Source organism: Roseibium salinum, from assembly GCF_026240905.1.
GTDB classification, from domain to species: Bacteria; Pseudomonadota; Alphaproteobacteria; order Rhizobiales; family Stappiaceae; genus Roseibium; species Roseibium salinum.
In genome coordinates this window covers 62,727-77,244 of record NZ_JAPEVI010000001.1, presented here as the reverse complement: position 1 = coordinate 77,244, position 14,518 = coordinate 62,727, and the positions used below count along the sequence as shown (strand labels likewise).

Sequence of the window (14,518 nt, the reverse complement as noted above, 5' to 3'; positions counted from 1 at the left end):
CCAGATTGGAGCGCTTTAGACCGCCAGGTCCCGTCCCGTTTCCGGATCGAACGAGAGTACGCGCTCGGGCTTCCACCCGAAACGGACGACTTCGTCCCGATCGATACGTGTGCCTGCCGGGACAGTGGCGTGCAGCCTCGTGTCTCCCATGTCCAGGGCCAGGATCTTGATGACGCCCTGGTCCTCAATATCGAAAACACGTGCTTCAGCCGGGGCTCCGGATTCGATAATCAGATTCTCGGGCCTGACCCCGAAAGTGACTTTCTGCTCCAAGTTTGCCGGAGATGACACCGGCAGGCTGAAGTCACTCACACGAGCGCTGTCTCCCTGGAGCCGGCCTTCGATCAGGTTCATCGGCGGCGTTCCGACGGACCGCGCAACAAACGTGTTCAGCGGTCGTTCGTAGATTTCAGATGGCGTGCCGACCTGGACCAGACGTCCGCTTCTCAGAACCCCGATCTTGTCGCCCATCGACATGGCCTCGACCTGGTCATGCGTCACGAACAGGAACGTTGCGCCGAGATCCTGGTGCAACTTCTTGAGTTCGACCCGGAGCGACTCCCGTAACTTCGCATCGAGCGCCGAAAGCGGCTCGTCCATGAGAAACACGCGCGGGTCGCGCACAATGGCACGCCCGATTGAGACACGCTGCATCTCGCCGCCCGACAGGCGCTCGACCTTGCGATCGAGCAGGTGCGTGATCTGCAACGTTTTTGCCGCACGGTCCACGCGGCGCGCGATTTCCTCTGCATTCATGTTGCGCACTTTCGGGCGCAGCGGGAACTCCAGGTTCCCACGGACCGACAGACGCGGATAAAGCGAATATTGCTGAAGGACGAGCGCGACGTCGCGCTCGGCGACACTCCAGCCAGTCACATCGGTATCGCTGATATAGACATTACCCTCGTCCGGTTTTTCGAGCCCGGCCATGATCCTCAGCGTTGTGGTCTTGCCAGCACCGGTTCGTCCGAGAAGGACGAAAAACTCGCCATCCTCAACGGTCAGGCTGAGATCCTTGAGGGCGCGTGTGCCGCCATAGCGCTTCGTGACGTTTTGAAGTTCAATTCGCGCCATCAGACGGTTCTCCTCATCGCGTTTCCGGTTTCGGCGTTAAAGAAATGTGCGCGATGCGGATCTAGTGCGACCCAGACATTTTGGCCTTCCCCTCCGGTGAATCCCGATTCACTCCGGGCACGCAACGTTTGTTCTCCAACGCGGACATCGACGATATCGTGACTTCCGAGCGGCTCGACGTTCGTTACCTGTGTTTCTATGTACCCGTCCTTCGGATCGTGAGAGAGCATCACGGCTTCGGGCCGAACGCCAAGTTTGGTGGGCGCTCCGTTCAGGTGCGATACCGTTTCAGGGGGCACCGGGAACCCATCCGAGCCTCCAATACGAAGCAGCGTATCGGTGCCTGCCCCTTCGACCGTCACATCCGCAACGTTCATGACCGGAGACCCGACGAACTGCGCGACAAAAAGGTTGGCCGGATGAAGGTAGACTTCGTCGGGTGCGCCGACCTGCTGAAGCAAGCCGTCATGCATGACGACGATGCGGTCCGCCAGCGACATTGCCTCGACCTGATCGTGGGTCACGTAGACGCTGGTCGATTCCCGCGCAATGTGAAGCCGCTTGATCTCGGCGCGCATCTGTTCGCGCAGCTTCGCATCGAGCGCACCGATCGGTTCGTCCATGAGAAGAGCTTTCGGCCGCCGAACCAGCGCCCGGCCAATGGCGACGCGCTGCATGTCACCGCCCGAAAGGGCCGACGGCCGGCGCGACAGAAGTTGCTCGATTCCAAGGAACCTGGCGACCTCCTTCACTTCGGCTTTCCGTTCCGCCTGTTTGCTGCGCACGGCTCGAAGGGGAAAGGCGATGTTTTCCTCGACCGTCATGTGTGGGTAGAGCGAAAAGGACTGGAAAACGAAGGCGATGTCGCGGTCAGCGGCCTTGAGGTCCTGGACCTCCCTGCCGTCGATCGTGATGGTGCCGGAGGATACTGTTTCCAGACCGGCTATCGCGCGCAGTGTGGTGGTCTTGCCGCAGCCGGACTGCCCGAGCATCACGACGAATTCGCCGTCCTCGATGACGAGATTTACATCCTTGAGCACCTGAACGGGGCCGAAGAATTTTTGTACGTTATTAAGTTCGATCCGCGCCATCAGATGAGTTCTTCCTCTTCCTCTTCCTCAGCCTCGGGTTCGGGCGGGATGTGACTGGTTACGAGAAATGCGATCAGCCCGAGAATGGTGATCGTCAGCCCGTAACGGTGCAGGATCTCGACCCACGGCTGGCAAAGACACACCAGGCCGCCGATCATCACCCACTGCGCGGAAGGCTCAAGATATTGCGAGTTCAGTTCGCGAAAGGTCATTTGCGGATTGCTCCGAAGGACATGCCCCTCAGCAAGTGATTGCGAAGGAGAAACGTGAAGATGGCGACAGGAAGCAGGAACAGAAACGCACCGGCGGCGATTACGCTCCAGTCGGGAAGGCCGGAGCCTACCTGCGACGGGATGTAAGGCGGAGCCGTCTGCGCATTGCGGGACGTCATCATCAGCGCGAAGGCGTATTCGTTCCAGGCTATAATGAAGCAGAACACGGCCGTGGCTGCGATGCCCGTCAGGGCTTCCGGAAGCACGATCTTGAAGAACGCCTGCAGCCGCGTGTAGCCGTCGACCAGCGCTGCCTCCTCGTATTCCTTGGGAATCTCATCGATGAACCCCTTCATGATCCACACCGCGAACGACAGGTTGAAGGCGGTATAGAGGATGATCAGGCCGAGATGCGTGTCATACAGGCCGACCGTTCGGTACATCAGGAACATCGGAATGGCGACGACCACTGGAGGCAGCATTCTCGTACTGAGAATGAAGAACAGCCAGTCCTGCTCGCCCTTCACCTTGAAGCGCGAAAATCCGTAGGCGGTGAGCGTGCCCATCGAGACCGCCAGGAACGTCGAGATAATCGAGACAATCAGTGAGTTCTTGTAGCGGTCCCAGTAACCGGACGAGGTGATCGCTCCGGTCTTTCGATTTTTCACGACCTGTTCGCCGTCGTCATAGATCAGCTGCTCCCACCAGGGCGCGGCTTCGTAGACATCTTCCTCGACCGGTTGGCGTAGCTGCGAACGCTTTGTGAAAAGCTTGGCGAACGGCGTCAATGTGGGCTCGAACACCACCGTCGGTGGGACAGTGGTGGCGAGGCTGCGTGGTTTGAAGGCGGTTGACGCGATCCAGTAGATCGGCATCAGCATGATCATGAGCGCGACCAATACCGCGACGATTGCCACCCGATTGAGAGCAACTTCGCCCTTGGTTTTGATTTCGGCCATCTCAGCGCGCCTTTGCCTTGTTCAGATACTTCACGTAGATGTTGGTGATCGCCACGACCATGATCAGGACGATATAGGCTAATGCCGAACTCAACCCCGTCTGCCACTCCAGGAACGCCATCTTGTAGAGACGGATCGCGATCAATTCGGTTGTCGGTTGCGACGACAGAATGTAGGCGTGGTCGAATGTCTTGAATGCTTCCATGGTTCGGAAAATTATCGCGATCATCAGGATCGGCGCGACCAGCGGCAGCGTAATACGGAAGAATGTGTAAAACGGGCCTGCCCTGTCGATCTCGGCTGCCTCGTAGAGATGTTTCGGAACGGCCGAGAGCCCCGCCAGAGACAGCAACATCACGAATGGCGACCACATCCAGATGTCGACAAGCGCGACGGCATATAGCGCCACGTCCGGGTCCGCCAACCACTCGAATTTCCCCAGCCCGAGAAAGTAATTGATGATTCCGAAGGACGGATCGTAGAGCAGCTTCCAGAACAGACCGACGACGGCCATGGAGAGCATCATCGGCAGCAACAGCAGTGTCGTGATCAGCCCTTTGAGCGGGATCTTGCGATTGAGGAGCATCGCCAAGCCGAAGCCCACTACCACCTGGCCCGTCACCGATATCAGGACGTATTTTGCGGTGATCGTGAAGTTTCGCCAGATAAACGGGTCGCTGAGTAACTCCCGATAGTTGGCGAGGCCGATCCAATTGGCCGGCGCTGTCGTGGAAGCACGGAAATCCGTAAAAGATGTCCAGAGCGAATACAGCAGCGGAAAGACGTTGAATATTATCAGGAACGCAATCGTCGGAATGATGAACAAGTTCCGGATCGAGAGGTCCGAAAACCCGCGTGATGCAGCGCGGCTGTCCGGCTCCAGCCTGGATATTAGTTCTGTCACGGTGTCACTTTCTTGGCTTAAGTGAGGCGGGCGCAATGTGCGCCCGCTGCCATGTCAGTTGATCTGCCGACTACTCGGTGCGGCCATATTTCTTGAAGGTTTCCACCCAGTCCGCTGCGAGCGCATCGAGGGCTTCCTTCGCCGTACCTTCCCCGCCAACGACGTAGGGGTAAAGGCGCCGGTTGGCTGCAGTCAGCAACTCCGCGTATTCCGGAACAGCCCAGAAGTCCTTCACCTTGAACATCGTCTGGTAGAAGGCTTCGTTATACGGCGTGGCGTTGCGGAACTCTTCGCTTTCGAGAGTGGCCGCATGGGCCGTGTAGCCACCGAGATCGGCCCACCGCTTCTGCACGTCGTCCTGAATGAACCATTCGAGGAACTTGTAGCTCTCGTCGATATTGTTCGAGTATGAGACAATCGAGATGCCCTGTCCGCCAAGCGCCGCAAACTGATCACCGTCCGGACCTGCCGGATTGGCGAAGAAGCCGGTGGCGTCCGCATGAGGGTTGGATGCCGGATTCACCAGAGCCGGAAAAAAGGCGAAGTAGTTCATCGACATCGCAGCCAGGCCTTCCGTAATCGCCTGATTGTTTTCAACGAAGAACGTCTTCGACCAGCCCGGAGGCGTATACTCATAGAGCTGGCGATAGGCTTCCAGAGCCGCAACCGCCTGCTCCGAATTGAGGATGCCCTCGACTTCGTAGGTCTCGTAGTTCCCGAGATCAGCGCCATAGGAGAACAGTGCGTTCTCGACGCCCATCACCAGCCCGTCATAGGAATTGTCGGTATAGATGGCGACCCCGTAACGGTTTTCGTCGGGCCGATGGAAAAATTCCGCAATGTCAATGAGCTGCTGCCAGGTTTTGGGCACATCAAGCGGATAGCCGTACTTCGCTTCGAAGGCCTTCATCTCGGCCGGATCTTCGAACCAGTCCTTGCGATACGACCAGCCGACGGCATCGCCTTCTGCCGGGATTGCCCAGAACTTGCCTGAATTGCCCGGGTATTCCGCATAGTACTTGACGGTTGCGGGAGCCATTACATTGCCAAGATCGTGCTTCTTGAAGAACTCCGTCAGGTCGACGTAGTGTCCACCTTCCGATGCCGCGCCCAGCCACTGGCTGTCGCCAACGATCATGTCGTAGGCCGAGCCCCGGGCGTTGAATTCCGTGAAAGCCTTGGTCTGAAAGTCCTGCCAGGGTGTGGTTTCGACGGTCACCACAACGCCGGTTTCGGCTTCATACTCGTTGACGAGTTCCTGCAGGTAGTTGGCCGGATCCCACTCCGCCCAAAAAATTGTCAGTTCCTGTGCCGAGGCCGCGGGCACGCAAAGCGCAAGCGCTGCTGCTCCGGCGAATAGCCGGCTGATATATCTTCTCATTTCTGTCTCCTCCCAATTTGCTGCGTAGCAGCCTTAAAATGCTGATTCCTCTCCTATTGCTCCTCCTTCGACTGACTGTCACCGACGCCGCGATGACAATTTTGGTAGTACCAGACTGGCCAAGTTGTCAAGGATATGTTTACTTCATTGCAACCGAGTCCATGACCTGGCAAAGCTATGAAAATACCCCAGTATGACACCAATTTTTCCGATTACAAATTGGTTGCATCGGACACGGTGCGCTTCGCACGCTTGCCGGCATCGCGCTCCAATCTGGCCCGACCAGATTTGAACAATCTAGACATTGCCCCCTGTAGTTTCCCGGCGAGCCGCCTCAATCATCGCCTGCGCCGCCCACAGCGCCGTTTTCTGTGCCTCTTCGTCACTCAGCCCCCAAATGTCCTTGAGAACCACCATCGCCTCTACCCCGAACGTCAGAGACAGCGCGCGGATCAGGCGCGTTGCCTGATCTTCGGGGAGATCCAGATCGCGCGTCGCGCTGACGAGCAATTGCCGGCGATGGCCACGACCGAGCGTCGCATCCGCCCCATTAACTTCGAGCGACTGACGAAGCGCGGCGCGAAAGGTTGCCTCGTGCTCGTAGAGCCGGGGAAAGGCGGTCGCGTACAGGGAGGCGACACGGTCGCCACCGTCGAGACGGTCTTCCCAGTTCAGGATCGGGCCGAGGGCTTCCGCAACGACCGCGCGCACCATGTCGGATCTGGTCGGAAAATACCTGTAGGCGGTCGAGCGAGCGACACCGGCCTCTTCAGCCACTTCACTGACCGACGGCGACAGGCCATTGCGCATCATTTCGGTTGCCGTGGAAACCATCAGTGCATGCGTGCGGGCCGCCGCTCCCTTGAGCGGAAGATCTTTTTTGGAGGTTTGATCGCGTTGACGTGAGACTTGCATCCCAATATGGTACTCGAGTCCTATTTAGGGTCAAGTCGTATTTTTGAAAGCCGCCGATAGAGCGGCCGTGACGACTGGGAGGAACAAGCATTGCGTGTGATTCATGTTGTCGGCACGGCTGACACCAAGGGTGAGGAACTCGCCTATTTGCGCGATCTGATCACGGCCGGGGGCCAGCAGGCAGTGATTGTCGACCTGGGCACGCGCGCGCCGACAATCGAGGTCGATGTTTCGGCGCATGACGTTGCATCGTGCCACCCGGAGGGGGAAGGCGTTGTGCTTGGCGGAGACGACCGCGGGACCGCGGTTGCGGCCATGGGGACGGCTTTCTCGCTCTGGTGCCGCCGGAACGCGGACAATATCTCCGGAGTGATCTCGGTCGGCGGTGGCGGTGGTACCTCCATGGCCTGTTCGGGAATGCGCGAACTTCCCTACGGCATCCCGAAATTCATGGTTTCCACGCTAGCCTCCGCGGACACAGCGCCATATGTCGGCACGTCCGACATCGTTATGGTGCCGTCGATTACCGATGTTGCCGGACTGAACAGGCTGAGCCGTGTCATCCTTTCGAATGCCGCTCATGCCCTGCTCGGAGTGGTCACGGCACCGCGTCCTGCGGCGGCCGAGGACAAGACAGCCATCGGGCTGACCATGTTCGGCGTGACAACCACGTGCGTGAACGCCATCACCGACAGATTGCGCGACCGCTTCGACTGCCTCGTGTTTCACGCGACGGGGATCGGCGGGAGATCCATGGAACGCCTGCTGGAGCAGGGCTTCACATCCGGCATTGTCGACATCACGACCACGGAAATCGCGGACCTCCTTTTCGGTGGTGTTCTCGCGGCCGACCATGACCGGCTGGATGTCATCGCGCGCACCGGCGCGCCATGGGTCGGGTCGGTCGGGGCGCTGGACATGGTGAACTTCTGGGCTCCAGACACCATTCCCGCCCACTATCGGGACAGAAAATTCTACGAACACAATCCGAACATCACCCTGATGCGGACAACCGCGCAGGAAAACGCCAGGATGGGTCGATGGATCGGTGAAAAGCTGAACGCCTGCCACGGCCCCGTGCGGCTCCTGATACCGGAGAACGGCATCTCCGCGCTCGATATCGAGGGCGGTGCGTTCTGGGATCCGGAGGTCGATGCCGCCCTTTTCGACGCATTGCGGGAAACCATCGAAGACGACAACCGGCTGGTTTTCCTGCCTTACCACATCAATGACCCGGCCTTCGCCGCGGCTGTTGCCGACACTTTTGAAGAACTTATGGAGCCCCGATGCCACTGATACCGCGCAAAACCATCCTCAACCGTTTCAAAGCCATGATCGAGAACGGCGAACCGATCATCGGCGGCGGCGCTGGCACGGGCCTGTCGGCCAAATCGGAAGAAGCTGGCGGAATAGACCTCATTATCATCTACAACTCCGGCCGCTATCGCATGGCCGGACGCGGCTCCGCGGCCGGGTTGCTTGCCTATGGCAATGCCAATGAGATCGTGAAGGAGATGGCGGTCGAAGTCCTGCCCGTGGTGGCAAGGACGCCCGTCCTTGCGGGCGTGAACGGCACCGACCCCTTCATCCTGATGCCCCGTTTCCTGGCCGAGCTGAAGGCCATGGGCTTTTCCGGAGTTCAGAATTTCCCGACAGTTGGCCTTTTCGACGGCACGATGCGGCAAAGTTTCGAGGAAACGGGAATGGGCTTCGGGCTTGAGGTCGACATGATCGCCGAAGCGCATGCCCAGGACATGCTGACGACGCCCTATGTTTTCAATCCGGACGAAGCCATCGCCATGGCCAAGGTAGGCGCGGACATTCTCGTGGCACATATGGGAGTGACCACCGGCGGCACCATCGGCGCGACGTCGGCAAAGACCTTGGATCAGTGCGTCACTGAAATTGACGCCATTGCAAGCGCGGCGCGGTCCGTTCGCGAGGACATGATCATTCTATGTCACGGCGGGCCGATCTCAATGCCTGAAGACGCCGCCTACGTCCTCAGGAACGCCGAGCGCATCCACGGCTTCTACGGCGCCTCGTCGGCCGAGCGTCTGCCGGCAGAGCGCGCTATTGCCGAGCAAATCCGCGCATTCAAGACCGTCACTGCGAAAGGATAAAAGCCATGACCGACGTGAAGGATCTTTTCAAATACCCCCAAGACGTCAACGCATACGGTTTCGACTGGGGCCAGCTGTCGGTCACGCTCGGCCCTCGGGTGAACGGTGCCAAACAGTTCTCGGCCGCCGTCGTGACCGTGCCACCCGGCCAGGGACATGCCCGCCACAACCATCCTGGATCCGAGGAGATCATCTACATCCTCAAGGGAGAAGGCGAACAAATGGTCGAGGACGAGGACGGGACGCCACACACCGAGACTGTGCGCGCCGGTTGCTCGATCTTCATTCCGGATAGCCGGTTCCACTCTACTTTGAACACGGGGCAGACCGAAATGCAGATTTTCGTTGTCTATTCACCGGCCGGGCCGGAGGAGTTGCTAAAGGAACTTCCCGATTTTCACCTGATCCCGACGGGACGATGAGCCATGGCAGATGTAGTCTCCGATGCGCTGCCATATGACTTCCGTCTCCTCGACGATCTCATGGACAAGGCAGGGATCGACGTTCTGCTGGCGACCTCCAAGCACAACGTTCAGTATCTCCTGGGCGGTTATCGCTTCATCTTCTTTTCCGCGATGGATGCGATCGGCCACAGCCGCTACCTACCTATCGTCGTCTATGTGAAGGGCGCGCCGCAAAAGACGGCCTATGTCGCCAACAAGATGGAAGGGATGGAACATGCCAATCATCCCTTCTGGACACCGCATTTCTTCCCGGTTGCATGGGGAACGCGTGACGCAATGGCACGGGCGATTGAACACCTGAAAGCAGAAGGTCCTGCCGCGCCGCGCATTGGGATCGAGCCCGGATTTCTTCCGCTGGATGCGGCGAGAGACCTCGAAGCCGCCTTTTCGAACGCTCCGCTTGTCGATGCCTGCGGGGTTCTGGAACGGCTGCGCGCGGTGAAGTCGCCCGGCGAGCTGGCATTGCTGAAGGATGCTTCCGAACGCATCAGCGCGTCCATGAAGGCGACCATTTCCTGGGCCCGTGAAGGATCCACGAAAAAGCAGATAATCGACCGCCTTCGCGTCGAGGAATCGTCCCGGGGACTGCAGTTCGAATACTGCCTGCTGACATTGGGTGCGTCCCACAATCGCGCATCCTCCGATCAGGCATGGGCATCGGGAGAGGTCCTGTCGATCGACTCGGGCGGAAATCTCGACGGGTATATCGGTGACATCTGCCGCATGGGCGTTCTGGGCGAGCCCGACGCGGAACTGCACGATTTGCTCGCAGAGATCGAAACGGTGCAACAGGCCGCTTTCGACAAGGTGAAGGCGGGCGCCGTCGCAGGCGACCTCATTGCGGCCGGTGAGGCCGAACTCCGGAAGCAACCGAATGCGTCCTGCACCGATTTCTTCGCGCACGGCATGGGCGTCATCACCCACGAAGCACCTTTCCTGATGACCAACCATCCCGTCGCGTATCAGGGCATCGATCGCGATAGTCCGCTGAAGGCCGGCATGGTCCTGTCGGTGGAGACGACGATGCTCCATCCAACGCGCGGATTCATCAAGCTGGAAGACACCCTCGCCGTCACGGAAAACGGCTACGAGCTCTACGGAAGTGACGGCCGCGGATGGAACCGCGGAGGGGAATAACGAAGGAGGAAGCGTAAATGCATGGCAAGAAAATACTGATGCTGATCGGCGAATACTCGGAGGAGTATGAAATTTTCGTCGTCCAGCAAGCGCTGGAGGCTGTCGGTCATACCGTCGATATCATCTGCCCGGAAACGAAGAGGGGCGACCGAGTGACGACCTCGGTTCACGACTTCGGTCCCGGTGTGATGACATGGACCGAGCATATCGGCCATGCGATCGAGGTGACCCAGGACTTCGACACGACGAAGACCGATAGCTACGACTCGGTTTACATCGCCGGCGGACGGGGTCCGGAATACATCCGCACCTATGAGCGCGTTCGCGAGATCGTCCGCGAATTCCACCGCGACGACAAGCCGATCGCCGCGATTTGCCATGGGGTCCAGGTGCTGGTTGCAGTGCCTGAAGTGATCCGGGGCAAGCGTGTCGCGGGGCTGTTCACCACACGTCCTGAAGTCGAACTGACCGGGGCAACCTACGTTCCCATTGGCGGAAAGGACGCCTTGCGCGACGGCAATCTGGTGACCGCCGAGGGGTGGACGGCCCTGGCCGCCTTCATCCGCGAATATCTTGGCGTACTCGGTACGGAGATCATCCATCACCCGATCGGTCAACCGGCAAGGGCTTCGGCCGCGGAGTAGGTCCGGCACGCCACAGGCGCCCCGGAGAACCACGCTTAGACGGAACCGACGCTGACCCATGGCGGACTGCGCGACAACCGCAGTCCCGCCCGTCGAAGGGCGGCGCGCCGTATCACGATGAAGACAGCTCTGCCTATTGCAGTTCAAGCAGTTTGACAACGAGAGGTATGACGATGAAGACGATCAATGGACCGGCGCTGTTTCTCGCACAATTTGCCGGCGACGCAGCGCCATTCGATTCCTGGAATTCGATCACCAAATGGGCGGCTGATTGCGGCTACAAGGGCGTCCAGGTTCCGAGTTGGGACGGTCGCCTGATCGACCTTGCGAAGGCTGCGGCCTCGAAGGACTATTGCGACGAGTTCAAAGGCGTGGCAGCCGGGAACGGCGTCGAGGTCACCGAGCTTTCCACGCATCTGCAAGGCCAGCTCGTGGCGGTACACCCCGCCTATGACGCAGCCTTCGACGGTTTCGCGGCACCGGAGGTGCGCGGCAACCCGAAGGCGCGCCAGGAGTGGGCGGTCAAACAGGTGAAGATGGCGCTGGACGCCTCCCGCAACATGGGTATCGGCGCGATGGCGAGCTTTTCCGGTGCGCTCGCTTGGCCCTATGTGTATCCCTGGCCGCAACGGCCGGTCGGGCTGATCGAAACCGCGTTCGACGAGTTGGCAAAACGCTGGCGGCCGATCCTCGATCACGCCGACGCCTGCGGTGTCGATGTCTGCTACGAGATCCATCCGGGCGAGGATCTGCATGACGGTGTGACGTTCGAGATGTTCCTCGAGCGCCTCGACGGACACGCCCGCTGCAACATGCTCTACGATCCGTCGCACTATGTGCTGCAATGCCTGGACTATCTCGACCACATCGACATCTATGCGGATCGCATCAAGATGTTCCACGTCAAGGACGCGGAATTCAACCCGACCGGCCGCCAAGGCGTCTATTCCGGCTATCAACCCTGGGTCGACCGTGCGGGACGTTTCCGCTCACTCGGCGACGGACAGGTCGACTTTGGTTCGATCTTCTCGAAACTAACCGCCATCGATTTCGATGGCTGGGCCGTGGTCGAGTGGGAATGCTGCCTGAAACATCCGGAAGACGGCGCGCGCGAGGGCGCGCAGTTCGTCACCGACCACATCATCCGGGTGACTGAAAAGGCCTTCGACGATTTCGCCGGCGCCGGCACGGACGAGACCGCCAACCGGCGTATGCTCGGCATAGTCTGAAGGTGCCTGCCGGGACACCGGAATGTCCAGTCGCTAGCAGCGCGGCACGGCGGACATTGGCCGCACTGCCGTGTTCCGCTGCGCCTGTCCATCGCGACGGCAATGCGTAGGCTGCCGGACCAGTATCGGAAAATTCCATATGATCCTTCAGACGGCGGGCTATTCTAAGACATTTAGCCTTGGTCGACAGACAATCTTACGGTTCCAGAAAGACTTGCGCCTGGCACCAGCAGACACAGCCCGAATTTGGCTTCCGGCAATGCGGCAAGCGCACCTGAGACATGGGAAGCAGGCTCCATGCACAGGTAGTCCGCTTTCCGGTGTAGGACGAGATGGGATAGGTGAGGGTGGCTGTAGAAAGTGATCCCGGCGCCATCACCGATGCAGGCGGTTGCTTTCGTCCAATCGGAAAAGTGCTCCGTAGAATCAATTGCGATCGAGTTGCCCCCTGCACCAATATCCCGGGGTCTTCGTTCCGGCAGCCCTGACGGGCCGGACGGGTTCCACTGGCTTCTTGCGTCGGTCAGGACCAGCCCATCGCGCGATGGCTTGAAATAGGGATGCCAACCGAGACCGCCGGGCATGGTCGCATGACCTGAATTCGTGAGGCTCAGACCGATGGACAGGCTATTGCCGTCGAGTTCGAACCGCTGTGCGGCCGTGAAGTCGAACGGCCATTCCTGGTCGGCATGGTAGTCCAGCACCATCTCAACGAAATCCGGCCCCTTCTCCGTGATGCGCCAGCGGCGGCGGTGTGCCGGGCCGTGTATGACGTCCGCACCGTTCGCCGAATTGGGTTTCAGCCGGATCAAGCGACTTTCGTGCCTGAACCTGGAATCGCGCACCCGGTTGTGAAACGGAAAGAGGGGAAAGGCCCCCGCTTTGGGCCAGACGCCCCGGTCAAAGGATGCGTCCTGCAGTGGCACGAGAAGATCGCCGTGGTCGGCATGACGGAGGCGCAGCATACGCCCGCCCGCCAGGGGCTGGAATGTCGCCTCAAGAAAGTGGTTGCTGATGGTGTGACGTTCAGATGCCGGGTCCGAAAGCAAGCTCGCGGATGACGTTTCCGCACTTGTCATGGCAGGCGCTGTCGGATCTTGCCGTCATGGTCGATCACGCAGAAACGGCCACCCTGGAAGAATTCGGCTATCTGCGGCAGCGGCGACGGGCGTTCTCGCTGGGTTTCGGGCCCGGCGGCCGCTTCGGCGGTGTCGGTGGGAGCGTAGCCGAGGGACGTGGCGGTGTCGTTGTTCCACCAACTGGACGGCACGCGTGACACGCCGAAGACGGTTGTGCAGGTGATGTCGGGGTGTTCCAGTCCGATCAGGACGAGTTGGGCAAGGTCCCGCGCACTGACCCACATGTTGAGCGCTCTTGCATCCGAAGGGCGATCTCCGGCATTCCCGATGCGGATGTTCAGCGTGCGGATCCCGAACTTGTCGAAGTAGAGACCCGCCTCCAGCTCTCCCCAGCACTTGCTCAGCCCATAAAGGCTGTCGGGCCGCATCGGATCCGTATCGGAAATCCGTGTCTGACGCGGGTAAAAGCCGACCGCGTGGTCTCGACGAGCCGAAGACCACGCGCTCAATCCCGTTCTGGCGCGCAGCCTCGAGGACGTTATGCGTGCCCAGGACGTTGACGCTAAGGATGTCTTCGATGCTGCGCTCGTTCGGGTAGCCGGCAAGATGCACGACGGCATCCACGCCGACCAGGCTCCGTGTGAGCTCATTGCCATCGGCGATGTTGACCCGGTCCCACGTTTCCCTCGGGCCGAGTTCGCCGGGTTCGACGATATCGACGATCTTGATGCTCGCCACCTTGTCGGAAAGGGCATTCCGGAGCGCCGTGCCGACCCGGCCGGACCCGCCGGTAATGGCGATCCGCTTGTCGGACCGCTGCATGGGTCGACCTGTCGTGTTTGGCTCTGAGCCGTTGGCGGATGGGGTGTGCTTGGCCATGTGTCAGACGTCCTCGAACATTCGCTGCCGCGCGCAACTCAGGTGATCGTACATCGCGGATCCCGTTGGTTCAGAATTCCGAATGCGGTTTGCATGCTGGTTTCCGGCGCGCTCATCTCGCGCCGCGCGAAGACAGCCGGACATGCGCATCGGGTTGGACCGCCGGGCAATACCCCAGGCGACGGTTTCTTGTGCTGCCGCGATCAGGCGCACGATCGAGTTGAAGACCGTGTCGGCCACACCCACCGTTGAAGCGCTGTTGCCAAAGCTGGATCCGCGGGCTTGATCCTTGATCTTAAAGGAGGAACTCCCAAACAGCGCCTTACTAATGTCCGTAATAGTGTACGATTTATGCGTGGCAATATCTGGCTCGAAAAGACTGATATCAGACATTTTTGCCTTTCTATTCAGATAGATAGTGTTTGAT

Annotated in this window: 15 protein-coding genes and 1 pseudogene; 6 read left to right on the top strand and 10 right to left on the bottom strand. The window is 59.7% G+C overall.

Going from position 1 to position 14,518, the window contains the following annotated elements; translation table 11 throughout:
- Window positions 1-15: 15 nt before the first annotated feature.
- From ON753_RS00380 to ON753_RS00350, 7 genes are all read right to left on the bottom strand, one after another.
- A complete protein-coding gene (locus tag ON753_RS00380) occupies window positions 16-1,074 on the bottom strand; it encodes an ABC transporter ATP-binding protein (RefSeq protein WP_265960567.1) in 1,059 nt (352 codons plus the stop codon).
- Window positions 1,074-2,165, bottom strand: a complete 1,092-nt coding sequence (locus tag ON753_RS00375; RefSeq protein WP_265960566.1) for an ABC transporter ATP-binding protein — start codon at window positions 2,163-2,165, stop codon at window positions 1,074-1,076. The genes ON753_RS00380 and ON753_RS00375 overlap by 1 nt, the downstream gene beginning before the upstream one ends.
- Complete coding sequence (locus ON753_RS00370) at window positions 2,165-2,377, bottom strand: hypothetical protein (protein ID WP_265960565.1); 213 nt, start codon at window positions 2,375-2,377, stop codon at window positions 2,165-2,167. Before ON753_RS00370 ends, ON753_RS00375 begins: the two co-directional genes overlap by 1 nt.
- Window positions 2,374-3,336, bottom strand: coding sequence for a carbohydrate ABC transporter permease (locus ON753_RS00365; RefSeq protein WP_265960564.1), 963 nt, complete (start codon window positions 3,334-3,336; stop codon window positions 2,374-2,376). Before ON753_RS00365 ends, ON753_RS00370 begins: the two co-directional genes overlap by 4 nt.
- A gap of 1 nt (window position 3,337) precedes the next feature.
- The gene (locus tag ON753_RS00360; RefSeq protein WP_377047278.1) at window positions 3,338-4,240 is read right to left on the bottom strand and encodes a carbohydrate ABC transporter permease; all 903 of its coding nucleotides are present in this window, start codon (window positions 4,238-4,240) and stop codon (window positions 3,338-3,340) included.
- 70 nt (window positions 4,241-4,310) lie between these two features.
- On the bottom strand, window positions 4,311-5,621 hold the full coding sequence (locus ON753_RS00355; protein ID WP_265960563.1) for an ABC transporter substrate-binding protein: 1,311 nt from the start codon (window positions 5,619-5,621) through the stop codon (window positions 4,311-4,313).
- Window positions 5,622-5,918: 297 nt separating this feature from the next.
- The gene (locus tag ON753_RS00350) at window positions 5,919-6,536 is read right to left on the bottom strand and encodes a TetR/AcrR family transcriptional regulator (RefSeq protein WP_265960562.1); all 618 of its coding nucleotides are present in this window, start codon (window positions 6,534-6,536) and stop codon (window positions 5,919-5,921) included.
- 90 nt (window positions 6,537-6,626) lie between these two features.
- Between ON753_RS00350 and ON753_RS00345 the strand changes: the two genes are divergently transcribed.
- The 6 genes from ON753_RS00345 (at window position 6,627) to ON753_RS00320 (ending at window position 12,133) form a co-directional block, all read left to right on the top strand.
- Window positions 6,627-7,832: a Tm-1-like ATP-binding domain-containing protein gene (locus tag ON753_RS00345; RefSeq protein WP_265960561.1), complete on the top strand. Its 1,206-nt coding sequence runs from the start codon at window positions 6,627-6,629 to the stop codon at window positions 7,830-7,832.
- Window positions 7,823-8,659, top strand: a complete 837-nt coding sequence (locus tag ON753_RS00340; RefSeq protein WP_265960560.1) for a phosphoenolpyruvate hydrolase family protein — start codon at window positions 7,823-7,825, stop codon at window positions 8,657-8,659. The genes ON753_RS00345 and ON753_RS00340 overlap by 10 nt, the downstream gene beginning before the upstream one ends.
- Before the next feature lie 5 nt (window positions 8,660-8,664).
- Window positions 8,665-9,081, top strand: a complete 417-nt coding sequence (locus ON753_RS00335) for a cupin domain-containing protein (RefSeq protein ID WP_265960559.1) — start codon at window positions 8,665-8,667, stop codon at window positions 9,079-9,081.
- Between the two features lie 3 nt (window positions 9,082-9,084).
- Window positions 9,085-10,260, top strand: a complete 1,176-nt coding sequence (locus ON753_RS00330; RefSeq protein WP_265960558.1) for a M24 family metallopeptidase — start codon at window positions 9,085-9,087, stop codon at window positions 10,258-10,260.
- A 17-nt stretch (window positions 10,261-10,277) separates the two neighbouring features.
- Window positions 10,278-10,904 carry a DJ-1/PfpI family protein gene (locus tag ON753_RS00325; protein ID WP_265960557.1) on the top strand — a complete coding sequence of 209 codons (627 nt, stop codon included), beginning with the start codon at window positions 10,278-10,280 and terminating at the stop codon, window positions 10,902-10,904.
- 173 nt (window positions 10,905-11,077) lie between these two features.
- The gene (locus ON753_RS00320) at window positions 11,078-12,133 is read left to right on the top strand and encodes a sugar phosphate isomerase/epimerase family protein (protein ID WP_265960556.1); all 1,056 of its coding nucleotides are present in this window, start codon (window positions 11,078-11,080) and stop codon (window positions 12,131-12,133) included.
- A gap of 173 nt (window positions 12,134-12,306) precedes the next feature.
- Here the strand turns inward: ON753_RS00320 and ON753_RS00315 are convergent, their stop codons facing one another.
- The 3 genes and pseudogenes from ON753_RS00315 to ON753_RS00305 all read right to left on the bottom strand — a co-directional run bounded on the left by ON753_RS00315 (window position 12,307) and on the right by ON753_RS00305 (window position 14,484).
- Window positions 12,307-13,182 (bottom strand): aldose epimerase family protein, encoded by an 876-nt coding sequence (locus ON753_RS00315; protein ID WP_265960555.1) that lies wholly within the window; start codon window positions 13,180-13,182, stop codon window positions 12,307-12,309.
- A 26-nt stretch (window positions 13,183-13,208) separates the two neighbouring features.
- A pseudogene (locus ON753_RS00310) lies at window positions 13,209-14,034 on the bottom strand (NAD-dependent epimerase/dehydratase family protein).
- A 60-nt stretch (window positions 14,035-14,094) separates the two neighbouring features.
- Window positions 14,095-14,484, bottom strand: coding sequence for a hypothetical protein (locus ON753_RS00305; RefSeq protein ID WP_265960554.1), 390 nt, complete (start codon window positions 14,482-14,484; stop codon window positions 14,095-14,097).
- Window positions 14,485-14,518 lie beyond the last annotated feature (34 nt).

Excerpts from the sequence above, each read along its gene's own strand:
- ON753_RS00380 (WP_265960567.1), bottom strand. The coding sequence starts at position 1,074 with ATGGCGCGAATTGAACTTCAAAACGTCACGAAGCGCTATGGCGGCACA.
- ON753_RS00375 (WP_265960566.1), bottom strand. The coding sequence starts at position 2,165 with ATGGCGCGGATCGAACTTAATAACGTACAAAAATTCTTCGGCCCCGTT.
- ON753_RS00370 (WP_265960565.1), bottom strand. The coding sequence starts at position 2,377 with ATGACCTTTCGCGAACTGAACTCGCAATATCTTGAGCCTTCCGCGCAG.
- ON753_RS00365 (WP_265960564.1), bottom strand. The coding sequence starts at position 3,336 with ATGGCCGAAATCAAAACCAAGGGCGAAGTTGCTCTCAATCGGGTGGCA.
- ON753_RS00355 (WP_265960563.1), bottom strand. The coding sequence starts at position 5,621 with ATGAGAAGATATATCAGCCGGCTATTCGCCGGAGCAGCAGCGCTTGCG.
- ON753_RS00350 (WP_265960562.1), bottom strand. The coding sequence starts at position 6,536 with ATGCAAGTCTCACGTCAACGCGATCAAACCTCCAAAAAAGATCTTCCG.
- ON753_RS00340 (WP_265960560.1), top strand. The coding sequence starts at position 7,823 with ATGCCACTGATACCGCGCAAAACCATCCTCAACCGTTTCAAAGCCATG.
- ON753_RS00335 (WP_265960559.1), top strand. The coding sequence starts at position 8,665 with ATGACCGACGTGAAGGATCTTTTCAAATACCCCCAAGACGTCAACGCA.
- ON753_RS00330 (WP_265960558.1), top strand. The coding sequence starts at position 9,085 with ATGGCAGATGTAGTCTCCGATGCGCTGCCATATGACTTCCGTCTCCTC.
- ON753_RS00325 (WP_265960557.1), top strand. The coding sequence starts at position 10,278 with ATGCATGGCAAGAAAATACTGATGCTGATCGGCGAATACTCGGAGGAG.
- ON753_RS00320 (WP_265960556.1), top strand. The coding sequence starts at position 11,078 with ATGAAGACGATCAATGGACCGGCGCTGTTTCTCGCACAATTTGCCGGC.
- ON753_RS00305 (WP_265960554.1), bottom strand. The coding sequence starts at position 14,484 with ATGTCTGATATCAGTCTTTTCGAGCCAGATATTGCCACGCATAAATCG.